Annotated in this window: 21 protein-coding genes; 10 read left to right on the top strand and 11 right to left on the bottom strand. The window is 57.0% G+C overall.

The window, feature by feature from the left end; all coding sequences use genetic code 11:
* Window positions 1-92: 92 nt before the first annotated feature.
* Window positions 93-1,040, top strand: a complete 948-nt coding sequence (locus HMPREF3107_RS06670) for a Slam-dependent surface lipoprotein (RefSeq protein WP_070454441.1) — start codon at window positions 93-95, stop codon at window positions 1,038-1,040.
* A gap of 115 nt (window positions 1,041-1,155) precedes the next feature.
* Entirely contained in the window at window positions 1,156-2,649 is a 1,494-nt protein-coding gene (locus HMPREF3107_RS06665) for a surface lipoprotein assembly modifier (protein ID WP_070454439.1), read from the top strand.
* Between the two features lie 122 nt (window positions 2,650-2,771).
* Here the strand turns inward: HMPREF3107_RS06665 and rep are convergent, their stop codons facing one another.
* Window positions 2,772-4,775 (bottom strand): DNA helicase Rep, encoded by a 2,004-nt coding sequence (gene rep, locus HMPREF3107_RS06660; protein ID WP_070454437.1) that lies wholly within the window; start codon window positions 4,773-4,775, stop codon window positions 2,772-2,774.
* A gap of 91 nt (window positions 4,776-4,866) precedes the next feature.
* Window positions 4,867-5,868, bottom strand: a complete 1,002-nt coding sequence (gene ilvE, locus HMPREF3107_RS06655) for a branched-chain-amino-acid transaminase (RefSeq protein WP_070454514.1) — start codon at window positions 5,866-5,868, stop codon at window positions 4,867-4,869.
* A gap of 192 nt (window positions 5,869-6,060) precedes the next feature.
* Here ilvE and HMPREF3107_RS06650 point away from each other — a divergent pair, with 192 nt between their 5' ends.
* From HMPREF3107_RS06650 to HMPREF3107_RS11505, 6 genes are all read left to right on the top strand, one after another.
* Entirely contained in the window at window positions 6,061-6,405 is a 345-nt protein-coding gene (locus HMPREF3107_RS06650) for a LapA family protein (RefSeq protein WP_070454436.1), read from the top strand.
* Between the two features lie 6 nt (window positions 6,406-6,411).
* A complete protein-coding gene (gene lapB / locus HMPREF3107_RS06645; protein WP_070454434.1) occupies window positions 6,412-7,584 on the top strand; it encodes a lipopolysaccharide assembly protein LapB in 1,173 nt (390 codons plus the stop codon).
* Window positions 7,585-7,747: 163 nt separating this feature from the next.
* On the top strand, window positions 7,748-8,233 hold the full coding sequence (locus HMPREF3107_RS06640) for a DMP19 family protein (RefSeq protein ID WP_070454432.1): 486 nt from the start codon (window positions 7,748-7,750) through the stop codon (window positions 8,231-8,233).
* A gap of 44 nt (window positions 8,234-8,277) precedes the next feature.
* Window positions 8,278-8,958: an SgcJ/EcaC family oxidoreductase gene (locus HMPREF3107_RS06635; RefSeq protein WP_070454430.1), complete on the top strand. Its 681-nt coding sequence runs from the start codon at window positions 8,278-8,280 to the stop codon at window positions 8,956-8,958.
* A gap of 36 nt (window positions 8,959-8,994) precedes the next feature.
* Window positions 8,995-9,618, top strand: coding sequence for a tellurite resistance TerB family protein (locus HMPREF3107_RS06630; RefSeq protein ID WP_070454428.1), 624 nt, complete (start codon window positions 8,995-8,997; stop codon window positions 9,616-9,618).
* 93 nt (window positions 9,619-9,711) lie between these two features.
* A complete protein-coding gene (locus HMPREF3107_RS11505; RefSeq protein ID WP_083284640.1) occupies window positions 9,712-10,104 on the top strand; it encodes a DMP19 family protein in 393 nt (130 codons plus the stop codon).
* Between the two features lie 56 nt (window positions 10,105-10,160).
* On the opposite strand, the gene ubiE is transcribed toward HMPREF3107_RS11505, so the two are convergent.
* From ubiE to purM, 8 genes are all read right to left on the bottom strand, one after another.
* Window positions 10,161-10,898: a bifunctional demethylmenaquinone methyltransferase/2-methoxy-6-polyprenyl-1,4-benzoquinol methylase UbiE gene (gene ubiE / locus HMPREF3107_RS06620; protein ID WP_070454424.1), complete on the bottom strand. Its 738-nt coding sequence runs from the start codon at window positions 10,896-10,898 to the stop codon at window positions 10,161-10,163.
* A 29-nt stretch (window positions 10,899-10,927) separates the two neighbouring features.
* Window positions 10,928-11,851 carry a ribonuclease Z gene (gene rnz / locus HMPREF3107_RS06615; RefSeq protein ID WP_070454422.1) on the bottom strand — a complete coding sequence of 308 codons (924 nt, stop codon included), beginning with the start codon at window positions 11,849-11,851 and terminating at the stop codon, window positions 10,928-10,930.
* 20 nt (window positions 11,852-11,871) lie between these two features.
* Window positions 11,872-12,300: a gamma-butyrobetaine hydroxylase family protein gene (locus tag HMPREF3107_RS06610; RefSeq protein WP_070454420.1), complete on the bottom strand. Its 429-nt coding sequence runs from the start codon at window positions 12,298-12,300 to the stop codon at window positions 11,872-11,874.
* Between the two features lie 30 nt (window positions 12,301-12,330).
* Window positions 12,331-13,251, bottom strand: a complete 921-nt coding sequence (locus HMPREF3107_RS06605; RefSeq protein WP_070454418.1) for an AEC family transporter — start codon at window positions 13,249-13,251, stop codon at window positions 12,331-12,333.
* Window positions 13,252-13,328: 77 nt separating this feature from the next.
* The gene (locus HMPREF3107_RS06600) at window positions 13,329-14,501 is read right to left on the bottom strand and encodes an LD-carboxypeptidase (RefSeq protein ID WP_070454416.1); all 1,173 of its coding nucleotides are present in this window, start codon (window positions 14,499-14,501) and stop codon (window positions 13,329-13,331) included.
* Window positions 14,502-14,606: 105 nt separating this feature from the next.
* Window positions 14,607-15,017 (bottom strand): HIT family protein, encoded by a 411-nt coding sequence (locus HMPREF3107_RS06595; protein WP_070454414.1) that lies wholly within the window; start codon window positions 15,015-15,017, stop codon window positions 14,607-14,609.
* A 207-nt stretch (window positions 15,018-15,224) separates the two neighbouring features.
* Complete coding sequence (locus HMPREF3107_RS06590) at window positions 15,225-17,504, bottom strand: NADP-dependent malic enzyme (protein ID WP_070454412.1); 2,280 nt, start codon at window positions 17,502-17,504, stop codon at window positions 15,225-15,227.
* A 164-nt stretch (window positions 17,505-17,668) separates the two neighbouring features.
* On the bottom strand, window positions 17,669-18,703 hold the full coding sequence (gene purM, locus HMPREF3107_RS06585; RefSeq protein ID WP_070454512.1) for a phosphoribosylformylglycinamidine cyclo-ligase: 1,035 nt from the start codon (window positions 18,701-18,703) through the stop codon (window positions 17,669-17,671).
* Between the two features lie 191 nt (window positions 18,704-18,894).
* Between purM and HMPREF3107_RS06580 the strand changes: the two genes are divergently transcribed.
* Window positions 18,895-19,965 (top strand): AI-2E family transporter, encoded by a 1,071-nt coding sequence (locus HMPREF3107_RS06580; RefSeq protein ID WP_070454410.1) that lies wholly within the window; start codon window positions 18,895-18,897, stop codon window positions 19,963-19,965.
* 8 nt (window positions 19,966-19,973) lie between these two features.
* On the top strand, window positions 19,974-20,477 hold the full coding sequence (locus HMPREF3107_RS06575; protein ID WP_070454409.1) for a chorismate--pyruvate lyase family protein: 504 nt from the start codon (window positions 19,974-19,976) through the stop codon (window positions 20,475-20,477).
* A 269-nt stretch (window positions 20,478-20,746) separates the two neighbouring features.
* Here HMPREF3107_RS06575 and purL read toward each other — a convergent pair whose 3' ends face one another.
* The gene (purL, locus tag HMPREF3107_RS06570; protein ID WP_070454407.1) at window positions 20,747-24,643 is read right to left on the bottom strand and encodes a phosphoribosylformylglycinamidine synthase; all 3,897 of its coding nucleotides are present in this window, start codon (window positions 24,641-24,643) and stop codon (window positions 20,747-20,749) included.
* Window positions 24,644-24,668: the final 25 nt, after the last annotated feature.

Here is a 24,668-nt window from a genome sequence, read left to right as displayed (position 1 = left end):
TCGGAAATATCGGAGCTGTTCGGCGGCAGCCGGATTCCGGCTGTTCCCGCCATCCCCAGCCGTAATTCAACTTTTAAAGAGAGGAAATAACCATGAAATTATGCAAAACCATGCTCGCCACCGTTCTTTTGGCTTCCTTCGGCATTGCCTCCGCCGGTATTGCGGGCGGCTCGTCCAACCAGGCGCACGTGAGGGACGGGGAATCGGATATAATGCCGTTCGGCAGCGGCGATCCCGGCTTGAGCCTCAGCAACGACGGCAATGCTTTCTCGTTCTACGTTAATTTGGAAAACGGCCCGGTAACCAAAATCAACCGCAAATTCGGCGGCACCCCGATCAACGGCCACAACAACTGGTACGGCAATGCCGACGGCACGCGGAATCCGCAGCACCTGCGCGCTGCCGACGTATTCCTGCCGCTGTCGCTGTTTGTCCGCGAGCCGCTCGGCCAGGTATGGTATGAAAAACGCCACAACAACACCGAAGTGTACAGCGTGCGCCAGATGGCCGAGCTGAGCAGCTCCGGCATTGCCGCCAAAATCCCCAAATTCGGCGGCCTGGTGATTGCCAAAGTGCCGGGTATGCCGCGCGAAGGCAATGTGTTCTTCGGCGAATGGGCGCCGCGCAAAAACGGCACCGCGCCCGACAACAGCACCGATTTGAACATGGGCAGCAGCCAGCGCACCGTTTGGTATGTGGGCGAAAACCCCACTCAAAACATGCCGAGATTGGTTAATGCCCGCTACAACGTATTGGGCGTGAACCAGCACACCCCCGGCCGCAACGACTTCTACACCGGCGTGCTCACCGCCAACTATGGAGCAGGTAAAAACGAACTGTCCGGCAGCATCTCCCGCCCCGGCGACAGCGTGAATTTCGCCGATACCAAGATCCAGAGCGATGGCACGTTTAATAACGGAAGATATGCCGCAGATAAAATCACCGGCCGCTTCTACGGCAATGGTGCGGAAGCCTTGGCCGGTATCGTGGATCGCGCGGGTGTCGATAAAGATGTAGCCTTCGGCGGCCGCAAACAATAAGCCCAAATTGTTGAGAATACAACGGGATGCAGCTTGACCGTAGTCTGCATCCCGCTTTGGTTTTATCGAATCCGACTTCTTTCAGACGGTCTCCCTGCCCAAAGGACCCCATCACATGACCCCCCGCCTCTGCCTGCTTTTCCTGCCACTCTGTACGGTCTGCCTTGCCGCCCCGTCCGACGATGCCGCCGACGAACGCCGCCGCCTGCTGGACGAGGGCAACCGCCAAACGCAGCAATACCGCGAAAGCGGTTGGCTGGACACGGAACAGGCACGCGGGGAAGTAGAGGAAAACGACGGCTACATCATGATAGACGGTGCAGTCTACCAAGTCGGCGACACGGCGGAAGAACTGGAAAGCGCGATTTACCACGCCCTCAATGCGCGGCAGTGGCACAAGGTGCGGCAGTTCGCCGCCCGCTACGCCAAACTGCCCCGGCACAAGCCCGCGCTGATTCATTTGGCCGATGCGCTGCAAAAACGGGACGAAGGGGATTTCCGCGCGGCGGGGAACAGTTTTCAGACGGCCTTGGAAGCCGAACCCGACAACCCCCGCCTGCTGCTCGAAGCGGGGCGGTTTTATGCCGAAGACAACCAAAACAAAGAGTCCGCCGCCGCCTTTGGGAAAGTTCTGAAAACGGATATTCCCGCAGAAACCCGCCCCATCGTGGAAAACTACCTGTCCGAACTGGGCAAACGCCGCCGCTGGCACGGCCAAATCAGCCTCGGCTACGGCTACAACAGCAATGTAAACCAAGGCAACGGCATCAACCAATGCGTGTGGGAAATCGCGGGCATGTGCCTGATGGAACGCACCCTGCCCGCGCCAACGGATTCGACCTTCTCATCCTATAGCGCGACCGCCGAAAAAACCGTCCCGCTCAAAGGGCATCACGGCCTACAGGTGCGCGGTGTGCTGTATGGCAACCGCTACACGGAAAAAGACAAAGATTCGGCGGCCATGCCGGATTACGGCTATCACAACGGTTCGCTGTACGCGGGATACGCCTATGCCGACGCACGCTCCTCCTTTTCCCTGCTGCCCTATTTCGAATACGACTTCCGCAACCGCCACACCCACTACCGCGCATGGGGCGCGGATGCCGACTGGTCGCGCGCACTCTCCCCGCGCTGGCGTATCAATGCCCGTGCCGGAGCGAAAAAAACCGGATACGGCGGACAAAGCAAAACTTATTTTGCCGATTTCAAGCAATACGAACTGGGCGCGGGGGCGGAATTTTCCATCACGCCGAAAAGCGGCCTGCTTGCCAACTTCGATGCCGCCCGCAAAGCCTATCCCGAAAAATCCTCTTCCAGCAAAGAATATACGGCGCGGCTGGGCACGTATAGGCTGTTTCCGGGCGGTACTTATTTAAACGCCATCCTGCTCTACCGCCGCAGCCTGTATGACGCGGCAAGTTTCGTCAGCGACAACAGGCGGCGGCGCGACAAGCAATACATCATGATGGCTGCGGCGGGTTTTCCGCAATGGAATATCAAAGGCGTATACCCCGAACTGCGCTTCCGCCGCACAATCGCGCGCAGCAACGCGGTGTATTACCGCTACCGCCAAAACGAATGGCTGTTGAGCTTGAAGTATCGGTTTTAAAAGGAAAGGCCGTCTGAAAAACATTTTCAGACGGCCTCTTACTGTAAGCGGAAGATATGCGGATGATATTCCTGCAAAGCCGGGGATTTTCGAGCAGCAAACCGCCTCAGCGGCCGCGCTGCTTATGTTTTCCTGCCTTTCGCCGCCAACATATCCAGCATTCCTGCCAGATGACTTCTGCCCTCTTCCTTGCTCACAATCGGCTCGCCGCCTTTGCGCCCTAAAATCTTGATGTCTTCCTGCGGCATTTCGTCTATGAATCGGCTGGGTTCGGGGAACTGCCATGTGCCTTGTTTTTTGCGTTTGACGCAGTGGGTCAGCGTGAGCTGGCGTTTGGCGCGGGTAATGCCGACGTACATCAGGCGGCGTTCTTCTTCGACGTTGTCTTCTTCGATGCTGTCGTTGTGCGGCAGGATGCCCTCTTCGCAGCCGACGAGGAAGACGTAGGGGTATTCCAAGCCTTTGGAGGCGTGCAGGGTTGAGAGTTTGACGGCATCGACTTCTTCTTCGCTTTTGCCTTCCAAAAGCGTCATTAAGGCGACGGTTTGGGCAAGTTCGATGATGTTTTTGCCGTCTTGTTCGCCTTTGCGCTCTAGCCAACCGGTCAGGTCGCTGACGTTGCGCCATTTGATTTCTCCAGCTTTACCCTCTTCACTGGCAAGCAGGTGGTTTTCGTAGTCGATTTCTTTGAGCAGGCTGTTGATGAGTTCGCCCGCTTCGCTGGTTTCGGCTTTGGCGCGGTAGCTGCCGAACATATCCATAAAGGCTTGTAGGTGTTGGCGGTTGGTATTGTTCAGTAAGGCAAGGGCTTCTTCGGTTTGCGCGGCTTCATACAGGCTGCATTCGTGTTCGTGCGCGTAGGTGTTGAGCTTGCCCAGTGTAACGTCGCCGATACCGCGTTTGGGCGTGGTTACGGCGCGCAGGAAGGCGGGATCGTCGTTGGGGTTGGCAAGCAGGCGCAAATAGGACAAAACGTCTTTGATTTCGGCTTTGTCGAAAAAGCTTTGCCCGCCGGAGAGTTGGTAGGGAACGCGCGCACTGCGCAAGGCTTCTTCAAAAATCCGCGCCTGATGGTTGCCGCGGTATAACACGGCGAAATCGGCGTATTGGGTTTTATCGCCGCCGACCAGCTTCTGTTTGACGATTTGGCTGACGACCCAGTCGGCTTCGTGTTGCTCGTTTTGGCAGGCAACGACTTTGACGATTTCGCCTTCGCCGAACTGCGACCAAAGTTTTTTGGTGAACAGCTTGGGGTTGTTTTCAATCACTTTGTTGGCGATTTTGAGAATGCGCGCGGTGGAGCGGTAGTTTTGCTCCAGTTTGATGACTTTCATTTGCGGATAGTCTTCCTGCATTTTGCGCAGGTTTTCCATGTTCGCACCGCGCCATGCGTAGATGGACTGGTCGTCGTCGCCGACGGCGGTAAACATGCCTTCCGCGCCGGTCAAGAGCTTCATCAGCGTAAATTGGCAGGTGTTGGTGTCCTGGCATTCGTCAACCAACAGATAACGCAGCCGCCGCTGCCATTTGTTTCGTACTTCGCTGTTCTGCTGCAACAGCACGGCGGGCAGGCGGATTAAGTCGTCGAAGTCCACCGCCTGATAGCTTTGCAGGGTTTCCTGATAGCTTGCATACACGCGCGCGATTTGTTCTTCCCAAGCGTTGGAGGCCGTCTGAAGCACGTCTTCGGGCGTTTTCAAATCGTTTTTCCACAGGGAAATTTGATGCTGCGCTTTGAATAAGGCTTCTTTGCCCGTGCCGCCCAAAAGTTCGCCGATGATTTTCGCGCTGTCGGTGGAATCGAGGATGGAGAAGTTTTTTTTGTAACCGATATGGTTCGCCTCTTCGCGCAGAATCTTCATGCCTAAAGAGTGGAACGTACAAATCGTCAGCCCGCGCGTTTGCGATTTGGACATCATTTTGGCGACACGTTCCTGCATTTCCGTGGCGGCTTTATTGGTGAAGGTAATCGCAGCGACGGTATGCGGCAAATAGCCGACGTTGACAATCAAATGCTTGATTTTTTGCGTAATCACGCCGGTTTTTCCGCTGCCGGCGCCGGCGAGCACGAGCAGAGGCCCGCCGAGGTAGCGGACGGCTTCGATTTGCTGTGGATTGAGTTTCATGGGGATTTTGACGCGGAAAGGCCGTCTGAAAAAGGCCGGATTATAACGCAACGGACGGTTTTCAGACGGCCTGCCATTATGGACGGGCGTTTTAGCGGCACACTTCGACCAACCAGCCGTATTTGTCCTCCGCCAAGCCGTATTGGATGTCGGTTAAGGCTTTGCGCAGGGCATAGCCGCGTTCCTGGCTCTTCACTTCGATTTCTTTGCCGCCGATAACGAAAGAAGTAACGGGCGAGATGACGGCGGCTGTACCGGTCAGAATCGCTTCTGCGCCCTCTTCGACTGCAGCTTTGAGTTCGTCCACGGTGAAGTTGCGTTCGCTGACGGTGTAGCCCAAGTTTTTGGCGACGGTCAGCACGGAATCGCGGGTAACGCCGTGGAGGAATTCGTCGGTCAGCGGTTTGGTGATGATTTCATCGCCTTTAATCAGGATAAAGTTGGACGCGCCGGTTTCCTGTACGTCGCCATCCGGGCAGAACAGGACTTGGCTTGCGCCGTAGTCTGCTTTCGCCTTCAACACCCAAGGCATGGCGGAGGCGTAGTTGCCGCCGCATTTGACGCGCCCCATGTGCGGTGCGCAACGGATGTGTTCGGTTTCAACCAAAATTTTCACGGGCGAACCGGCTTTGAAATAATCGCCGACCGGAGAAGCGAGGATATAGAGCAATGCGGTTTCAGACGGCGAACCGGCTTTGCCGATAACGGGGTCGGTTCCGATGAGCGTCGGGCGCAGGTACAGCGCGGCAGGCGCATCGGGAATTTCATCGGCGGCGCGTTTGACCAATTCGATCAGGGCATTTAAATAGGCTTCGGTTTCGGGGTACGGCAGGTGCAAAATATCCGCGCTTTGTTGCATACGGGCGATGTTTGCCGTCGGGCGGAACAAGACGATTTTGCCGTCTGCCTGACGGAAGGCTTTCAAGCCTTCAAAGCATTCGCTGCCGTAATGCAGGGCATGCGCGCCGGGCGCGAGGGTGAGGTCTGCGGAAGTTTGCCATTCGGTCGGCTGCCATTTGCCCTCTTTATAGGCGATAACGGGCATTTGGGCGTGGAAAACGCTGCCGAACACGGCGGGTACGGGGCTGCTCATGATGGATACTCTCAACCGGATTTCGAAAAAACGTAAAGATACGCCTTCAAGTCCGTGTTTGGCAAGAAGCGCGCAGCCGAACAAACGAAATGCAAACGCAGGCCAAATCGTTTACACTAGCGGCTGTTTGTCCGCCTAACCGAGCCCCGCCCGATGCGGAGGCCGTCTGAAAACATCCTTACGGAGCCGTCAATGAAAACAGTTTCCCTGATTATCAAAGTATTTATCCTGCTGATTTTCCTAGTGTTGGCCGTCATCAACAGACAGGTCGTGCAATTCAACTACCTGCCCGAACAAAGCGTGAACGCGCCGCTCATCGTCTTGCTGTTCGGCATGTTCGTCATCGGCGCACTGTTCGGCATCTTCGCCCTGTTCGGCCGCCTGCTGCGCCTGCGTGCGGAAAACAGCCGCCTGCGTGCCGAAGTGAAAAAGGCCGCCCGCCTGAACAACACCGACATCGCCGCCCCGACCGCCGCCCCCGTTCCGCCTCCGACTCAGGCTCCCGTCCCCACCGCCGAAACCGCCAAGAAAGACTAACCCAGCATGGAAAACGATATTCCGGCATGGTGGGTGCTGATTGCCCTGCTGCCCTTTATCTGCTTCGCCTTGGGCTGGGTTGCTGCCCGCATCGACATGAAAACCGTACTGAAGCAGGCCAAAAGCATCCCGACCGGTTTTTACGCCAGCCTGGAAGCCTTGGTGGACCGCAACACAGGCAAAGCCGCACACGAGCTGGCGGAAGTCGCCGATTTGCAGCCGCAGTCTTACGACCTGAACCTCACCCTGGGAAAACTCTACCGTTCGCGCGGTGAAAACGACAAAGCCATCCGCCTGCTGAAAACCCTGAGCGAACTGCCCGACACCGTCGGCGACAAAAAACAGCGCGCCCTCTTTGAGCTGGGGAAAACCTACCAAAGCGCGGGCCTGGTCGACCGCGCCGAACAAATTTTCCTCTCCCTGCAAGACGGCAACATGGCCAAAGGCGCGCGCGAACACCTGCTCCACATCTACCAACAGGACCGCGACTGGGAAAAAGCAGTCGAAACGGCGCAACTGCTCAGCCACGACGAACAGACCTACCAATTCGAAATCGCCCAATTCCACTGCGAAATCGCACAGGCTGCCCTGTTCAAATCCGACATCGAAACCGCCCGCAGCCATATTCAGACGGCCTTATCCGCCAACGGGAAATGCTGCCGGGCCAACATCATCTTGGGCGACCTGGAACTCAAACAAGGCAACTATGCCGCCGCCGTGGCTGCCTATACGGCCATCGAAAAGCAAAACCACGCCTATTTGAATATGGTGGGCGAACGCCTATACGACGCCTACGACGGCCTGAAACAGCCGGAAGAAGGCCTGACCGTGCTGATCGGCTATATGCAGACCTTCCCGCAGCTCGACCTGTTGAACGTCATTTACGAAAAATCCCTGCTGCTTCACGGCGAACAAAAAGCCAACGAAACCATTGCCGAACTGGTGCGCGCCAAGCCCGACCTCAACGGCGTTTACCGCCTGCTGGGCGTGCAAATCAGCGGCCTGAACCCCGTATGGAAGGCGGATGCCGACATGATACGCGGTGTTGTCGGCCGCCAACTGCAAAAAAGCTGGATGTACCGCTGCCGCAACTGCCACTTTAAATCGCAGGTTTTCTTCTGGCACTGCCCCGCCTGCAACAAATGGGAAACCTTCACACCCGGCCGCATCGAAATATAGAGGATGGAGGAAAATCCAAACGGGGCAGCGAAACCGCAGGCATAAACCAACGCTTTCAGACGGCCTCCATACACATCAGGCCGTCTGAAACCGCATTTCCCCACAAGCTAACCCTTCCGACGGCAGAAAAAGGCCGTCTGAAACACTTTAACCAAGAAAAACCATGAACCCCATACCGCGCAACGAATCCGAATCTGACGAACAATTCGTCTACACCCTGGCCGACCGCTGCTTCGCCTATCTCGAACGGCACGGCGAAGACGCAGGCGAAAAGCTGACCGACGAACAACACACCCTCATGGCCTACGTCTTCCTCGACAGCCAAGTGCAGGAAGGCGGCTTTCTGCAACTGATTGCCACAGGCTACGGCGACTACGTCTTCGCCAACCCGCTGGCCGACAGCCTTCGCCGCTGGAAAATCAAACCCACGCCGAAAATCCTCGACCAAGCCAAAACGCTTTATCAACGCTACGGCGCGGAAATCGAAGAATTGGCCGGACAGGGAATCGGCCTGGAAGACATCCGCCGCCGCTACGGCATCTTTGAAGAACTCGACGGCGAATATTACGAAGCATCCGGAAGCGACATGCAGGCCGTGGCCGAGTATATTGAAAACGAATGGCCTAAATTTGCCGACCTTCCCGAATAACAAGGCTTTCAGGCCGTCTGAAATCAAACCGATAAGGAACCCCGATGAAAAAATTATTGCACACCATCCCGCTCACCCTCTTGCTCGCCGCCGCCCCGCTTCAAGCCTACCCCGCTATAGAACTCACACCCGAAAACACCCCGACTTCCGCGTCGAAACAGGAAGCTCCGCTACCCGAAACCACGGATATCCGACTCAGCGAAGAAGCCCTGCATCAGGAACTCCGCCAACTGCGCGACCACATGCAAACCGCCCTGAATAATCGCGATTTGGATGCCCTTTTGGACGGGCTGACCGACGACGTCGTCTTCACCACCATGAACGGCGACCGCATCATCGGCAAAGAACAAGTGCGCGGCTACTACGAAAAAATGCTCGGCGGCAGCCAACCCGTCGTCAAAACCATCACCGCCCAATTTGAAGCCGACAAACTCTCCCACCTTTACGACGACGGCAACACCGCCTTCGCCTTCGGCCACAGCAACGACCGCTACGAACTGGCCGGCGGCGAAACATGGGAAGTCAAGCCGCAATGGAGCGCGACCATCGTCCGCCAAAACGGCCGGTGGCTCATCGCCGGCTTCCACTACTCCGTCAATATGCTCGACAACCCCGTACTGTCCGCACAGCGAAACTGGCTGATGGGCGGCGGCGCGACAGCCGCACTTTTGGCCTGTGCCGCCGGCTTCCTGCTGGGCAGACGGACAGGCCGTCTGAAAAAATAAATCCACCGCCTCATTCTCTTTAAGAAAGGAAACTCCATGAATTTCAATAATCTGCTCAATCAAGTTTTGGATACTGTACAAAAAACCGGCAACAGCGCACTGTCCGGCAAAAACGGCAACCCGTTGAACTCCTTCGGCGGCGGCGCGCTCGTCGGCAGCCTGGCCTCCATGCTGCTGAAAAAGAAAGGCGGCGGCTCGCTGGTGAAAGCCGGTTCGATGGCCGCACTGGGCATGCTCGCCTACAAAGCCTACCAAAACTGGCAGGGCAATCAGACACAAGCCCAACCGCAAAGCGCGTTCGCACCCGTCGGACAAATCGCCGAAGACCACAGCCGCATCATCCTGCGCACCATGATTGCCGCCGCCTCTTCAGACGGCCTGATTGACGAGGCTGAAAAACAAATGATAGCCAAAGAAAGCAGTGCCGATGCACAAGCGCAGCAATGGCTCGCAGCAGAATACGCCCGCCCGGCCACCGTTGGCGAAATCGCCCAAGCAGTCGGCGGCAATCAGGCACTTGCCGCAGAAACCTATCTGGCCGCGCGCATGGTGTGCGGCGATTTGGAACGCAAAGAAATCGTCTTCCTTGCCCAACTGGCGCAGGCTCTGAATCTGGACGACAAACTGGTGGATCAATTGGAACAGCAGCTCGGCCTGTAAACCGCAGAAACCGGAATGAATCGTTTGTACGAAGCCGTTTGGCCGAAGCTGGAAAAACGCTGGGAATAGGCGGAAGACAATTTCGCCGACGGCATCGCCCGCCTGCTGCCGCAAGAGCAGCAGGCCGTTGCCCTTTGGTGGCTGGAAGCCGAATGCAACAACGGCTCGCTCAGCCAGTTCTTTTTCAACAGTTCGGGCGAGTTCGCCTTGTCGGCATTGGACGGCCTTCAGCGTTTGAAACTGCCGAAAACCTATGCCGCCCTGCATTCCGCCATAGCCTATTTCGGCGGGGATTATCCCTTGGACCGCGAACGGCGCATGGAGAAACTATTTGAAATCGAAGAACAATTCGGCGAGGATGTGTTTGACGAAGCCAGCGACATCATCATCGGCGGAGCGGATGAAGATTATTTTATGGACCTCGTATTGGCCGACTTGGACGCGCTCTACCGCGAGCGGCCCGAACTGCTGGAAGAGGCCGTCTGAAACCTAAAAGGCCGTCTGAAAAATATTTTCAGACGGCCTTTCAAATGTCCGCGTAATCAGAACTTCACGCCTTTGTGCAACGCCACAATGCCCGCGCTCATATTGTGATAGTCCACGCTGTCGAAACCCGCTTCCAGCATCATCTGTTTCAAAGTTTCCTGGTCCGGGTGCATACGGATGGATTCGGCCAGATATTGATAGCTGTCGGCGTCTTTCGCAATCAGTTTGCCCATAACCGGCAGCAGCTTGAACGAATACAGGTCGTACACGCCTTCCAGCGGTTTGTAGACTTTGGAAAACTCCAATACTAACAGCGTGCCGCCCGGCTTCAACACACGGTACATCTCTTTCAATGCCGCATCCTTGTGCGTCATGTTGCGCAGGCCGAAAGCGACAGAAACCAGATTGAAGTAGTTGTCGGGGAACGGCAGTTTTTCCGCGTCCGCCAGCGACACGGGCAGAATCAGGCCTTCGTTGATCAGGCGGTCTCGGCCGACGGTCAGCATCGACGAATTGATGTCGGTCAGCCAAACTTCGCCCTCTTTGCCCACACGCTTGGCCCAGCCACGCGACAAATCGCCCGTACCGCCCGCGATGTCCAACACTTTGTCGCCTTTTTTCAGGCGCGCGGTGTTGATGGTGAAATGTTTCCAAACGCGGTGCAGGCCGCCGGACATCACGTCGTTCATGATGTCGTAGTTTTTCGCTACCGAATGGAACACTTCGGCTACTTTGCCGGCTTTTTCGTTCTCATCTACGGTGCTGAAACCGAAATGGGTTTTATGGTCGCTCATGTTGTCTGCCTTTTAAAAATAATGCGGATTCAAATATCGAATACGTCGAAATCGCCAACCACTTTCGACGCGGGAAATATGTTTTGCGCCTGCCGCTCCAACATCAGCCGTTGCTCCTCATCGGCATAACGCGCGCTGATGTGGGTCAGGTAGAGTTGTTTCACCCCGGCTTCGGCGGCCAGGTTTGCGGCATCGGACACGGTGGAATGGAAAACTTTTTCCGCCATTGCTTCGTCTCCTGCGGCAAAAGTCGCTTCGTGCACCAAGACATCCGCCCCTTCGGCCGCCGCCGGTGCGGACGGACAGGGCTTGGTGTCGCCAAAGACGGCGATTATCCGCCCTTTCCGCGGCGGCGAAAGGTATTCTTTGCCGTCAATCAGCCGCCCGTCGTCCAAGGTTACGGTTTCGCCGTTTTTCAGACGGCCGAGCAGCGGGCCGGACGGGATGCCGAGTTCGCGCAGACGGTCTATTTGCAAGCCGCCCGCGCGTTCTTTTTCTTCGATGCGGTAAGCGAAGGACGGCAGGCTGTGCGCCAGTCCGAAAGCACGGACGGTAAATTCCCCGTCGTCTAATATGAGGCCGTCTGAAACGAATTCATGGAAGTTTATCGGATAGCTCAACTGCATTTGCGAAACTTCCAGCGCGCTTTCGACAAAACGGCGGATACCTGCGGGGCCGTACAGAAACAACGGTTCGTCCGCCCCGCCCAAAAACGAGCGGCTGCTGAGCAGGCCGGGCAGGCCGAAGATGTGGTCGCCGTGCAGGTGCGTGATGAAAATCCGCCTGATTTTGCCCGGCCGGATGTTGGTACGCAGGATTTGGTGCTGCGTGGCCTCGCCGCAGTCAAATAGCCAGACTTCGTTACTTTTCCCACCTGTTTTCAAGGCGGTACAGGTAACGTTGCGCGCTTTCGACGGCGAACCCGCGCCGGTGCCTAAAAATTGCAGTTCCATGTTTTCAGACGGCCTCTTCCTCAATGCCGCCCGCCGCAACCGCCGCTGCCGCAGGCATGGCCGGATTTCTGTCCGGCTTGCGAATCGTCGGCAGACGGAAGGCGCGATGCGCCCGCCAGTTCGATGCGGCGCAGGTAATCCGCCCACAGCGCGTCGTAATCGTGTGCCAGTGTATGCAAATAGCCCCAATCGTACAAGCCGCTGTCGTGGCCGTCTGAAAACACGATTTTCAAGGCGTATTGCCCGACAGGTTCGATATCGTTGATCAGCACGTCTTTTTTACCGGTTTGCAACACTTCCTGTCCGGGGCCGTGGCCGCGCACTTGCGCGCTGGGCGAATAGACGCGCAAAAACTCGGCCGGCAGGTCGAAGGTTTCGCCGCCGTATACCAACCCCAAAGCGGCTCGGCCTGAACGGACGCGGATTTCATCGGGCAGCGGGTGTTTCATGTCGGTTTCCTTCTTTCTTTCGATGTGTGTTCAGTGGCCGAACAGCAAAACCAGCGAGATGCTGGCAAACGATAATACCGTGGTCAGCAGCATAATCGCCGCGCCCCTCTGTTCGTGGCCGTATTGGGCATGGATGATGGCCACCATGCTGGCCATGGGCACGCAAGCCAGCAATGCACCCGCAAAAAGCATGTCGCGCGGTGCGCCGAACAACAGCAGCAGGCCGACGACCAGCAGCGGGAACAACAACAGCTTGCCCGCCGTCAGCAGGAAAATATCGGCCAATCTGCCGCCCAAACGCAGGCCGACCAAGCTGCCGCCAATCACGAACAAGGCCACCGGCCCCGAACCAGCAGACAGTACCCCGGCGGTTTTCAGCAGCGCGGCCGGCAGGGGCAGCCAGCCGAAGGCGAACGGCACGGCCGCAAACTGTGCGAGGATAATCGGGTTTTTCAGCAGGTTCTTCAATACTGCCGCGAGGTTTTTCAGACGGCCTCCATCGCCGCCCGCCGAATCCGCCAAGATGAAAAACAGCGGAATCAGCAACATGTTTTCCACCAGCACGTTCATGGCGAAATAGCCGCTCGCCGCATCCCCGATGACCATAGACAGCAGCGGGTAGCCGATGAAGCCGGTATTGGAAAACGACATGGAAAAGCCGCTCAGTGCCGCCAGCCGCGAATCGCCGCCGCGCAGTCTGCCGAACAGCCAGCCGATAAAGAAAGCCGCCAGTGTCGCCGCCGCATAGCCTGCCAGGTAGATCGCATTGAATACTTCGTTTACCGGTTTGGCGGCAATGGCAAAAAACACCAATGCGGGCAGGCCGACCTTCATCACAAATTTCGCCGTGCCACGCAGTTCTTCAAACCGGAATACGCCAAACCGCACCGCGCCGTAGCCCAAGCCGATGATGAAGAAAATCGGCGCGGTAATGTTGAAGATTTGCAGCATGGCGGGTTTGCTCCAATCGGCGGACGGCGGGGGCGGATTTTAGCAGATGCGGCAGAGGCCGTCTGAAAAGGCGGCCGCTATTCCAAATCAGTTTTGTCTTCCGGCGTTGCCGTTACGATTCCTTCGATAAAGTCCGGCTGCGGAAGGAGGCTGTCGAGATAGAGGCCGGATTTGTCCAGCGTCGGATAGCCGCTGAAGGTAACGGTGTAGCCGCCGTTGCCGTTGCCGCGGACTTTGGCCTGCGCGCCCAACGGGAAGGTGGTTTTGTTGCTGATGTGGCCGAACGGGAAGCCGGTCAGCACCGGAATCCGCGCCGCACGGCTGATGGCGGCGGAAACGGCCGACAAATCGTAGCTGCTGTCGTATACGTCGCGGATGTTGCCCATGCGGAAATCGCCGAGAATGACGGCCTGCTGTTTTTGCAGGATGCCGGCCAGCAGCAGGGTTTGCAGCATGCGCTCGATGCGGTAGGGCTGCTCGCCCACGTCTTCCAAAAACAGGATGCCGCCGGAGATGTCGGGCATGTAGGGGCTGCCGGCCAATGCTGCCAAAACGCTGAGGTTGCCACCCCAAAGGATGCCCTCCAAGTTCACGTCGCGGCTTTGGAAGGAGGGCACGCTGACGCTGTAACTGCCAGAGGTGGTGCATTGGATGAACGAATCCATGGTGTAGACGCTCGGCACGGGTTTGCCGAACTCGCTGTACACCATGGGGCCAGCAAAACTGAGCCAGTTGCCCCGTGCCAGCAAGGCCAGTTGTAGGGCGCAAACATCGCTGAAGCCGAAAAACAGTGTGCCGTGTTCGCGCATCCGCGCGCCCAACGAGGCAAAATCGATGTGCTGCAACAGCCGGTGCGCGCCATAGCCGCCGCGCATCCCCATCAGCACTTTCGGCGTGGGCACGCGGCCGGAAGCTACGTCTTGAACGTCGGCAATCCGCTCGGCATCGCTGCCGGCAAAACGCTGGTAACGGCGGAATACCGCCTGTTCATTGCTTACGGTGAATCCGGCCGTCTGAAGGCGGGAAATGCCGGTCTGCGCCCGTGCGGGATCGGGGGCGAAGCCTGAAGAAGCGATAATGCGTAACACGTTGTTTCCTGATGTTTGTTTTCGGTTCGGCTGCGACGGTGCGGCCTGTGTGGTCGGTTTGACGGGGACGGTCTGCGTGCCGCTACAGGCCTGGAGTATGCCTGCGCCCGCCACGGCGGCGGAGGTGCGGAACAGGTTGCGTCGGGATGTGAGCCAAGTCATCTTTGTATATCCTTTCAGACGGCATGGTATGAATACATGGCGGATAAGGGAAAGCTTCCCTGCCGCTTCAATGGGATTGGCCGTAAAACGGGAGGTGCCGTGTTTTCAGACGGCCTCTTTCTGCAACACCGCCCTTACCTGCTGCGGCCAATCGGCAGGCAGCACGGTTGCGGACGGCCTTTGCGCCGCCGCCCAAATCGGGGCGGGGAAATTGGCATCGTCGGCAAAGCGGGCGATAAGGTGCCAGTGCAGGTGCGGTACGACGTTGCCCAAGCTGGCCAGATTGATTTTGGCGGGCTTGAACACCTGCCGCATCGCGCTTTCCACACGATAAACGGTTTCCATCAGTTCGGCGCGCTCGGCCGCATCCAAATCGGTCATTTCCGCCACATGGTTTTGCCAAATGACGCGGCAGAATGCAGGCGCGTTGGCTTCGTTGTGTACGGCGATAACCCGCAGCTTGTCGTTCCGCCACAGGATTTCTTCATTGTCGGCGGTACAGATGGGGCAGTTCATGAAACATCTCCAAACGGAAAGCCGCCATTGTACCGTAAAACAATCGGAAGACGCAGGAGGCAGGCCTTACGATAGGGCCGTTCAAACTTTTCAGACGGCCTGTTTGGGAACAGAGGCCGTCTGAAAAACCGTTTATCGGCATAAAAAGGCCGTCTGAAAACCAACTGCGGCAATTTCAGACGGCCTTTTCCGTTTAACGCATACCGTTTATTGGCGTTGCGCGTCCACAGCGGCCAATGCAATCATGTTCACGATGCGGCGGACGGTGGAAATCGGCGTAACAATTTGCACCGGTTTGTTCAAGCCCATCAGGATGGGGCCGACGGTGATGCCGTTGGTGGCGTTCACGCGCAGCAGGTTGTAGCTGATGTTGGCCGCTTCCACATTCGGCATCACCAGCAGGTTGGCCGCGCCGCTCAATGTGGTTTCGGGGAAGATGCTCTTGCGCATGGTTTCGTCCAAAGCCACATCGGCCTGCATTTCGCCGTCGATTTCCAAAGTCGGATCAAGTTCGCGGATGATTTCCAACGCACGCTGCATTTTGCGGGCATCGGGGCTGCAATGGCTGCCGTAGTTGGAATTGGATACCAGCGCGACTTTCGGCTTCAGGCCGATGCGTTTCATTTCGGTGGCGCACATTAACGTACCGTTGGCCAATTGTTCGGCGGTCGGGTTTTCGTTGATGTAAGTGTCGGCGATGAAGAAATTGCCCTTGTTGGAAATCAACGCGTTCATGGCGAAGGCTTCTTTTTCGGGATTGTTATAGCCGATTACTTCTTCCATCACGGCAAAGTGGTCGTGGAAACGCCCCATCGTACCGCACACCAAGCCGTCCGCATGACCGAGGCGAACCAGAAGCGCGCCCACCAGCGTGGTATTGGCTTTCAAGCGGCGGCGGGCCATTTCTTCGGTTACGCCGCTCCGTTTGCGCAGATTGTAATATTCCTTCCAGCTTGCTTCGTAATAGGGGCTGTTTTTGATGTCGATCAGTTCGAAATCTTTGCCCGGCTGGATGGTCAGGCCTTGGCTGTGCAGGCGTTCTTCGATGAGCTTGGCATCGCCCACCAAAATCGGGAAGGCCAGTTTCTGCGACACGACTTGTTGCGCGGCATGCAATACGCGTTCGTCTTCGCCTTCGGTCAGCACGATGCGCTTGATGTCTTTGCGCGCTTGGTTGAACACCGGACGCATGAACAGGCTGGTTTTGTAAACAAACTCGGTCAGTTTTTCCGCATAGGCTTCCAAGTCGACAATCGGACGGGTGGCCACGCCGGAGTCCATCGCGGCTTTGGCGACCGCCGGGGCGATGCGGGCAATCAGGCGCGGGTCGAACGGTTTGGGAATCAGGTATTCCGGACCGAAAGTCAATTCCGCATCGCCGTATGCGCCGGCCACCTCCGCGCTGGATTCGGCCATTGCCAAATCGGCAATCGCGCGTACGCAGGCCAGTTTCATTTCTTCGTTGATGGTGGTCGCGCCCACATCCAGCGCGCCGCGGAAGATGAACGGGAAGCACAAGACGTTGTTTACCTGGTTCGGGAAGTCGGAACGGCCGGTGCCGATAATCACGTCGGGGCGGGCTTCTTTGGCTTCGGGCGGCCAAATTTCAGGCTGCGGGTTGGCCAGCGCCAACACGATGGGGCTGGCGGCCATGGTTTTCAGCATTTCTGGGCTCAACACATTGGGGCCGGAGAGTCCCAAGAAGATGTCTTTGCCGTTTACCGCGTCGGCCAATACGCGCTGGCCGTTATCGGCGATGGCGTAGCGCACCTTGCTTTCGTCCATGCGCCCACGGTCTTCGCGGGTTTGGTAAATCACGCCTTTGGAGTCGCAAACGGTGATGTTTTCGCGCTTCATGCCCAAAGCAACCAGCAAGTCCAGGCAGGCGATGGCGGCCGCACCCGCGCCGGAGCAGACGAGTTTGACTTGGCCGATATCCTTGCCCACCACGCGCAGGGCGTTCAATACGGCGGCGGCGGTGATGATGGCCGTACCGTGTTGGTCGTCGTGGAAAACGGGGATGTTGCAGCGTTCGCGCAATTTTTTCTCAATATAAAAACACTCGGGTGCTTTGATGTCTTCGAGATTGATGCCACCGAAGGTGGGTTCCAGCGATGCGATGATTTCAACCAGTTTGTCGGGATCGGTTTCGTTGATTTCGATGTCGAATACGTCAATGTTGGCAAATTTTTTGAACAATACACCCTTGCCTTCCATCACGGGTTTGCCCGCCAATGCGCCGATGTTACCCAAACCCAAAACCGCGGTACCGTTGGAAATGACGGCCACGAGATTGCCTTTGGCGGTGTATTTGTAGGCGTTCAGCGGATCGGCGTGGATTTCCATGCACGGTGCGGCCACGCCCGGCGAATAGGCCAGCGATAAGTCGTATTGAGTGCCCAGCGGCTTGGTGGGCGCGACTTGGATTTTGCCGGGATTGGGGTATTCGTGAAAGCGCAGTGCGGCTTCTTTGATTAAATCATCCATGCTGTTTTCTCCTGAAGGGTTTGGGATGCAGGCCGTCTGAAAACGCTGCCGGTTCAGACGGCCTGCGAAGATTTGCAAATGCACGATTCTAACATGGCGTGCATACGGGAAAAAGGCCGTCTAAAATGCCTGCATCGGCGTTTTCAGATGGCCTCCGTGTGGTGTCAGACAACTTGGGTTTGGTGTTCGTCGCCGCTGCGTTCGCGGATAACGCCCAAACGGTAAACGGTTTCGCCTTGTTCGGTTAAGAATGCCTGCACCGCGTCGGCATCTTCTTCGGCAATCACAACCACCATGCCGATGCCGCAGTTGAAGGTGCGGTACATTTCTTGAGTTTCCACATTGCCTGCCTGTTGCAGCCATTGGAACAGCTTGGGCAATTCCCATGCTTCGGCGTCGATTTGGGCGACGGTGTTTTCAGGCAGGATGCGCGGTACGTTTTCGGTGATGCCGCCGCCGGTAATATGCGCCATGCCTTTGACGGTGAATTTTGCCAAGGCGGCGAGAATGGGTTTCACATACAGACGGGTCGGGGCGATGATGGCTTCACGCAGGGTTTTGCCGTTGTCGAACTCGGCGTCCAAATCGGGATTGTCGCGGGCGATGATTTTGCGGACGAGGGAGTAGCCGTTGGAATGCGCGCCGTTGGAAGCCAGACCCAATACGATGTCGCCCGCTTTGATGCTGCGGCCGTTGATGACGCGCTCTTTTTCGACCACACCGACGGCGAAGCCCGCCAAATCGTATTCGCCTTCGGGATACATGCCGGGCATTTCGGCGGTTTCGCCGCCGATGAGGGCGCAGCCGGATTCTTCGCAGCCTTGGACAATGCCTTTAATCACGTCGGTAGCGCGGGCGACGTCGAGTTTGCCACAGGCAAAATAGTCGAGGAAAAACAGAGGCTCCGCGCCTTGAACCAAAATGTCGTTGACGCTCATAGCGACGAGGTCGATGCCGACGGTGTTGTGTTTATCCCAATCGAAGGCGAGTTTGAGCTTGGTGCCCACGCCGTCGGTGCCGCTGACGAGCACGGGATTTTTGTATTTTTTGCTGATTTCGACCAATGCGCCGAAGCCGCCCAAATCACCCAACACTTCGGGACGCATGGTGCGTTTGGCAAAAGGTTTGATGTTTTCGACCAGTTGGTCGCCTGCGTCGATGTCCACGCCAGCGTCGCGGTAGCTTAAGGATTCGCTCATTTTGTCGGCTTTCTCGGTTTTGTAAACAAGGTTGGGAAAAATCGGCGGCATTTTACCCTATTCCGCCTGTTTTGTCGGGCTTGGCAGCGGTTTTATACGACGTAAAAAGTTTTCAGACGGCCTGAAGGATGCAGCCCGTGCTTCTCCGTGTTATGCTTCGCGACTTTATTTTCCTTTTAGGTTAATCCATCATGTATACAAAGAAAAAACGCGGTCTGTCGCCCTGGCTGCCCTGCGCGGTATTTTTTATCGTCGCAAGCTGGCTGGTGCTGGCATTGCGCGATATTCTGACCCCGTTTATCGTCGCTGCCGTTTTGGCCTACATCCTCAATCCGCTGGTGGAAAAGCTGCGCGACAAAGGGGTATCGCGCGCCCCTGCATCGATGTTGGTGATGATGTTCGCCCTGCTCATACTGTTGGCATTGCTGCTGATTCTGATACCGATGCTGCTGACACAGTTTCAAAACCTGACCAACCGTCTGCCGCAGCTGATTGACTTCGTTCAAAACAAAGCATTGCCTTGGTTTAACAGCCATTTCGGCACGCATATCCCGCTGAATAAGGAAACCCTGCTGAACTGGCTGCAAAGCCACACCGGCACGCTGCAAAACACCGCGTCGAAAATCGCCCCAACTCTGATGGAACAAGGCGGCGCGCTGGCTTCCGGCTTGAGCAACTTCGCCCTCCTACCGCTGCTCCTGTATTACTTCCTATACGACTGGCAGCGTTGGTCGCACGGCATACGCGCCCTGATGCCGCGCCGCTTTATCGATGCCTACACCCGTATCGGCGGCGAAATCGACGAAGTATTGGGCGAATTTTTGCGCGGGCAGCTGATGGTGATGCTGATTATGGGCGTGGTATACGGCGTCGGCCTGATGCTGACCGGCCTCGACTCGGGCTTCGCCATCGGCATGATTGCCGGCCTTTTGGTCTTCATTCCCTATTTGGGCGCGTTCACCGGCCTGCTGCTGGCCACCATCGCCGCCCTGCTCCAATTCGGCTCGTGGCAGGGGCTGATATGGGTATGGCTGGTATTTGTCGTCGGCCAACTGCTGGAAAGCTTCCTCGTTACGCCGAAAATCGTCGGCGACCGCATCGGCCTGTCGCCGTTTTGGGTGATTTTCTCTTTAATGGCGTTCGGCCAACTGATGGGCTTTATCGGCATGCTGATCGGCCTGCCGCTGGCCGCCATCTGCCTGGTGCTGCTGCGCGAAGGTTCGCAGGTCTATTTCGCCAGCCATTTTTACCAACACAAATGACCTTCCGCATGAACCCTTCCGCCCCGCTTTGGCAAACCCGCCTGCCCGCCATCCTCAGGCCGTCTGAAAAACTGGCCGGCCTGTTGCAAAGCCCGTCGCTGACCGCCGCCTTGCGCGCCCTACCCTGTGAATTTTCCGTCCGCCTGCTGCATCTGGGCTCGGCGGACGGCAGCCTCCTGCTCGACGGCGGCGGACCGGGCAAATCATACTTCTGCCGCGACGTCGAACTCTGCCTCAATGGCGAACCCGTCGTCTGGGCACGCAGCCAGTGCCTGCCGTCGTCCGGCTATTGGCGGCAGATGCTCGACTGCGGCAGCCGCCCGTTGGGCGAACGCCTGTTTGCCGAAAGTGCGGACTGGCAGCGTTCGCCGCTGGAATTTGCAGCCCTCGAAGGCATCCCGCTCCCATCGGTGCAAAATGCGCAATTGGCCCGCCGTTCGTTTTTCCAAAGACAAAACGAAACACTAGGCTTGGTGGAATGTTTCCTGCCCGCCCTGGCCGGTTATCTGTAAAACCGATTATTAAGATAATGCGTCATACCGCCAACCGTCATTCCCACGCAGGCAGGAATCCGGAGGTTTGGATTTACAGAAATCTTTAAATATTTCTGAAATGCAGAGGTTTGGATTCCCGCCTGCGCGGGAATGACGGCGGTCAGTTATTTTTATATTCGGCAACATACGCATAAACGTAAAGGCCGTCTGAAACAGGTTGGAGCGAAGTCCGATATACCTGTTTTCAGACGGCCTTTTTCTTTCAAATCAGCCAATCAGGATACAATTTAACCCAAAGCCTTCCTTGCTCCGGCGAAGAGGCGGTACCAGCCGGACAGTTCCGTCCAGTCTTCCGGTTTCCAGCTCATTTGCGCGGCACGGTACACGCGTTCGGGGTGGGGCATCATGATGGTGACGCGGCCGTCGGCGTTGGTTACGCCAGCGATGCCCTGCGGCGAGCCGTTGGGATTGAGCGGGTAGGTTTGGGTAACTTGGTTTTGTCCGTCGACGTATTGCAGCGCGATGCCGAGGCCGTCTGAAATTTTACCGCCGTGAAGCGCGAAGTCGGCGCGGCCTTCGCCATGGCTGACGACGACGGGCAGGCTGGAGCCTTGCATTTCGTTCAGAATCAGGGAGGCTGATTTGGGGACGTGAACCATGCTCAGGCGCGCTTCGAACTGTTCGCTCAGGTTGCGTTTGAACTTCGGCCAGCCTGCCGTGCCGGGGATGATTTCGGCGAGGTTGCTGACCATTTGGCAGCCGTTGCACACGCCCAATGTCAGCGTGTCCGGGTCAGTAAAGAAGGCGGCGAACTGGTCGCGCAAGGCGGGGTGGAACAGGATGGATTTCGCCCAGCCTTCGCCCGCGCCGAGTACGTCGCCGTAGCTGAAGCCGCCGCACGCCGCCAGCATTTTGAAGTCGGCAAGGTGGACGCGGCCTGCCATCAGGTCGGACATATGCACGTCGTAGGCATCGAATCCGGCGCGTGTGAAGGCGGCGGCCATTTCGATTTGCCCGTTCACGCCCTGTTCGCGCAGGATGGCGATTTTAGGTTTCGCGCCGCTGTTGACGAAAGGCGCGGCGATGTCTTCGTTTACATCAAACTTCACGTCGGCAAACAATGCGCTGCGGTCGTTGTCGCCAATCAGGGCGAACTCGCTGTCTGCGCAGGCAGGGTTGTCGCGCAGTTTCTGAATGGCGTGACTGGTTTCCTGCCATGCGCGTTGCAGGTCGGCGCGGGTTTGTTCCAACACGATGCCTGCCTGATTGCGGATAACGATTTTTTCGTCAGAATCGATGGTGGCAACGGTATGCAAGGGCAGCGCTGCCGCTTTGAACAAGGCTTCTGCTGCCGCGACATCTCGTTTGGCGATTTGAATCACTGCGCCCAGTTCTTCATTGAACAATGCGCGGATGCTGGCTTCGTTGACGTCGGCTTGGTTGGCAACCAGTGAAGTCAAATCCACATTCAATCCGCAACGCCCCGCAAACGCCATTTCCGCCAGCGTCGCAAACAAGCCGCCGTCGCTGCGGTCGTGATACGCCAAGAGTTTGTCTTCGGCGACAAGCTGTTGAATCACGTTGTAAAACGCTTTCAGACGGCCTGTATCGTCCAAATCGGGCGCGTCGCCGCTCATGTTGTTGTACACCTGACCGAACGCGGAGCCGCCCATGCGCGCTTTGCCGAAGCCCAAATCGACAAACAGCAATACGCTGTCTTCGACGTTTTTCAATTCGGGCGTAACGGTTTTGCGCACGTCTTGAACTGGCGCGAACGCGGAGATAATCAGGCTCAACGGCGAAACGACGGATTTTTTCTCTTCGCCATCCTGCCATACGGTTTTCATCGACAGGCTGTCTTTGCCCACGGGAATGCTCAAATCCAGTGCCTGACAGGCTTGGGAGACGGCTTCGACGGTGCGGTAGAGTTTTTCGTCTTCGCCTTCATTGCCGCACGCCGCCATCCAGTTGGCGGAAAGCTTGATGTTGCCGATGTCGCCGATGTTGACCGCCGCGATGTTGGTGATGGCTTCGCCGACACACATTCTGCCCGAGGCGGGCGCGTCAAACAGGGCGACGGTCGGTTTTTCGCCCATAGACATTGCTTCGCCGCGATAGGTGTTGAAGCCCATCATGGTAACGGCGCAATCGGCTACAGGGGTTTGGTATTTGCCGACCATTTGGTCGCGGTGGGTCATGCCGCCGACGCTGCGGTCGCCGATGGTAATCAGGAAGTTTTTAGCGGCTACGGTAGGCAGGCGCAAAATGCGGTAGGCGGCTTCGGTGATGTCGATATTGCCCGCGTTAAACGGTTTTTCAGACGACCTCACGGTTTTGTCGCTGCGCGTGGTTTTGGGCGGTTTGCCGAGCAAAACATTCAATGGCAAATCGACGGGATTGTTGGAGAACAAATCGTCGCGCACTTTCAAATGTCCGTCGTCAGTCGCCGTGCCGACCACGGCAAACGGGCAGCGTTCGCGTTCGCAGATGGCGCGGAAGGTGTCCAAATCTTTTTCCAAAATCGACAACACATAACGCTCTTGCGATTCGTTACACCAGATTTGCAGCGGGTTGAGACCGTGTTCTTCCAGCGGCACTTCGCGCAGTTTGAATACCGCGCCACGTCCGGCATCGTTGACCAATTCGGGGAAGGCGTTGGACAGGCCGCCTGCGCCGACGTCGTGGATGGAGATAATCGGGTTTTTGTCGCCAAGCTGCCAGCAGCGGTCGATCACTTCCTGCGCGCGGCGTTCGATTTCGGGGTTGCCGCGTTGCACGGAGTTAAAGTCTAAAGACGCGTCGTTTGTGCCGGTATCCATCGAAGAAGCCGCGCCGCCGCCCAAGCCGATAAGCATGCCCGGGCCGCCCAGTTGAATCAGCAACGCGCCTTCGGGGATTTCGTCTTTATGCGTCTGCTGCGCCTGAATGCTGCCCAAGCCACCAGCGATCATAATCGGTTTGTGGTAGCCGCGAACCTGACCGTCAAACTTCTCTTCAAAAGTGCGGAAGTAGCCCAAGAGGTTCGGGCGGCCGAATTCGTTGTTGAACGCTGCGCCGCCGATGGGGCCTTCGATCATGATGTCCAGCGGCGAGGAAATGTGTTCCGGCTTGCCGTAATCTTGTTCCCACGGCTGTTTGAGGTCGGGGATGTTGAGGTTGGAGACGGTAAAGCCGGTCAAGCCTGCTTTCGGGCGCGAACCTTTGCCCGTCGCGCCTTCGTCGCGGATTTCGCCGCCCGCACCTGTTGCCGCGCCCGCAAACGGCGCGATGGCGGTCGGGTGGTTGTGCGTTTCCACTTTCATGATGATATGCGTGTCTTCCTCGTGGAAACGGTAGCCTTGGTTTTCCGCCGCATTCGGATAGAAACGCTCGATTTTCGCGCCTTCGATCACGGACGAATTGTCTTTATAGGCAACGACCGTGCCTTCGGGATGCGCGTTGTGCGTGTCGCGAATCATACCGAAGAGGGATTTCGGCTGTTTTTCGCCGTTGAGGATGAAATCGGCGTTGAAGATTTTGTGGCGGCAGTGTTCGCTGTTTGCCTGTGCGAACATCATCAGCTCCACATCGGACGGATTGCGCTGCAAAGCCTGATAGTTTTCAACCAGATAATCGATTTCATCGGCGGAGAGTGCCAAACCCATTTCGGTATTGGCTTTGACCAAAGCCTCTTTACCGCCGCCCAAAACATCGACGGTAGAGAAGGTTTCGGATTCGAGATGGAGGAATAATTTGGAGGCCGTCTGAAAATCGGGTAGCACGGATTCGGTCATGCGGTCGTGCAGCAAAGCCGCCCATTGTTGTTTCTCATCGTCGTTCAGACGACCTTCCAGCCACACCGCCATGCCGCGTTCGATGCGCTCTATGCCTTCCAAACCGCAATTTTCCGCGATATTGGTCGCCTTGGAAGCCCACGGCGAAATCGTACCCAAACGGGGCGTTACCAAAAATAAATGCAAGCCCTCGCGCGCTTCGGGCGTTTGTTCAACGCTTTGCGCCGCCAACAAGGCTTGCAGTTTTTCGACAGTTGCGGCATCCAGTGCTTTCTCGCTGCCGACAAAATACCAAAATTCGCTTTTCAGTTTCACTTCGGGCAGACCGAGTGCGGCTGCTTTTTGCAAGAGTTTTTCAACACGGAAATCGGAAAGGGCGGTAACGCCGCGCAAGGGCAAAACAACAGACATGATTCAGCTCTCAAATGCGGTTGGG

Origin of the sequence: Neisseria sp. HMSC31F04, assembly GCF_001807735.1 — a bacterium.
Taxonomy (GTDB): domain Bacteria; phylum Pseudomonadota; class Gammaproteobacteria; order Burkholderiales; family Neisseriaceae; genus Neisseria; species Neisseria elongata.
This window is presented reverse-complemented; position numbering and strand designations above follow the sequence as displayed.

What these genes read in the sequence shown, in the direction of transcription:
- HMPREF3107_RS06670 (WP_070454441.1), top strand. Translation starts at nt 93, where the DNA reads ATGAAATTATGCAAAACCATGCTCGCCACCGTTCTTTTGGCTTCCTTC.
- HMPREF3107_RS06665 (WP_070454439.1), top strand. Translation starts at nt 1,156, where the DNA reads ATGACCCCCCGCCTCTGCCTGCTTTTCCTGCCACTCTGTACGGTCTGC.
- rep (WP_070454437.1), bottom strand. Translation starts at nt 4,775, where the DNA reads ATGAAACTCAATCCACAGCAAATCGAAGCCGTCCGCTACCTCGGCGGG.
- ilvE (WP_070454514.1), bottom strand. Translation starts at nt 5,868, where the DNA reads ATGAGCAGCCCCGTACCCGCCGTGTTCGGCAGCGTTTTCCACGCCCAA.
- HMPREF3107_RS06650 (WP_070454436.1), top strand. Translation starts at nt 6,061, where the DNA reads ATGAAAACAGTTTCCCTGATTATCAAAGTATTTATCCTGCTGATTTTC.
- lapB (WP_070454434.1), top strand. Translation starts at nt 6,412, where the DNA reads ATGGAAAACGATATTCCGGCATGGTGGGTGCTGATTGCCCTGCTGCCC.
- HMPREF3107_RS06640 (WP_070454432.1), top strand. Translation starts at nt 7,748, where the DNA reads ATGAACCCCATACCGCGCAACGAATCCGAATCTGACGAACAATTCGTC.
- HMPREF3107_RS06635 (WP_070454430.1), top strand. Translation starts at nt 8,278, where the DNA reads ATGAAAAAATTATTGCACACCATCCCGCTCACCCTCTTGCTCGCCGCC.
- HMPREF3107_RS06630 (WP_070454428.1), top strand. Translation starts at nt 8,995, where the DNA reads ATGAATTTCAATAATCTGCTCAATCAAGTTTTGGATACTGTACAAAAA.
- ubiE (WP_070454424.1), bottom strand. Translation starts at nt 10,898, where the DNA reads ATGAGCGACCATAAAACCCATTTCGGTTTCAGCACCGTAGATGAGAAC.
- rnz (WP_070454422.1), bottom strand. Translation starts at nt 11,851, where the DNA reads ATGGAACTGCAATTTTTAGGCACCGGCGCGGGTTCGCCGTCGAAAGCG.
- HMPREF3107_RS06610 (WP_070454420.1), bottom strand. Translation starts at nt 12,300, where the DNA reads ATGAAACACCCGCTGCCCGATGAAATCCGCGTCCGTTCAGGCCGAGCC.
- HMPREF3107_RS06605 (WP_070454418.1), bottom strand. Translation starts at nt 13,251, where the DNA reads ATGCTGCAAATCTTCAACATTACCGCGCCGATTTTCTTCATCATCGGC.
- HMPREF3107_RS06600 (WP_070454416.1), bottom strand. Translation starts at nt 14,501, where the DNA reads ATGACTTGGCTCACATCCCGACGCAACCTGTTCCGCACCTCCGCCGCC.
- HMPREF3107_RS06595 (WP_070454414.1), bottom strand. Translation starts at nt 15,017, where the DNA reads ATGAACTGCCCCATCTGTACCGCCGACAATGAAGAAATCCTGTGGCGG.
- HMPREF3107_RS06590 (WP_070454412.1), bottom strand. Translation starts at nt 17,504, where the DNA reads ATGGATGATTTAATCAAAGAAGCCGCACTGCGCTTTCACGAATACCCC.
- purM (WP_070454512.1), bottom strand. Translation starts at nt 18,703, where the DNA reads ATGAGCGAATCCTTAAGCTACCGCGACGCTGGCGTGGACATCGACGCA.
- HMPREF3107_RS06580 (WP_070454410.1), top strand. Translation starts at nt 18,895, where the DNA reads ATGTATACAAAGAAAAAACGCGGTCTGTCGCCCTGGCTGCCCTGCGCG.
- HMPREF3107_RS06575 (WP_070454409.1), top strand. Translation starts at nt 19,974, where the DNA reads ATGAACCCTTCCGCCCCGCTTTGGCAAACCCGCCTGCCCGCCATCCTC.
- purL (WP_070454407.1), bottom strand. Translation starts at nt 24,643, where the DNA reads ATGTCTGTTGTTTTGCCCTTGCGCGGCGTTACCGCCCTTTCCGATTTC.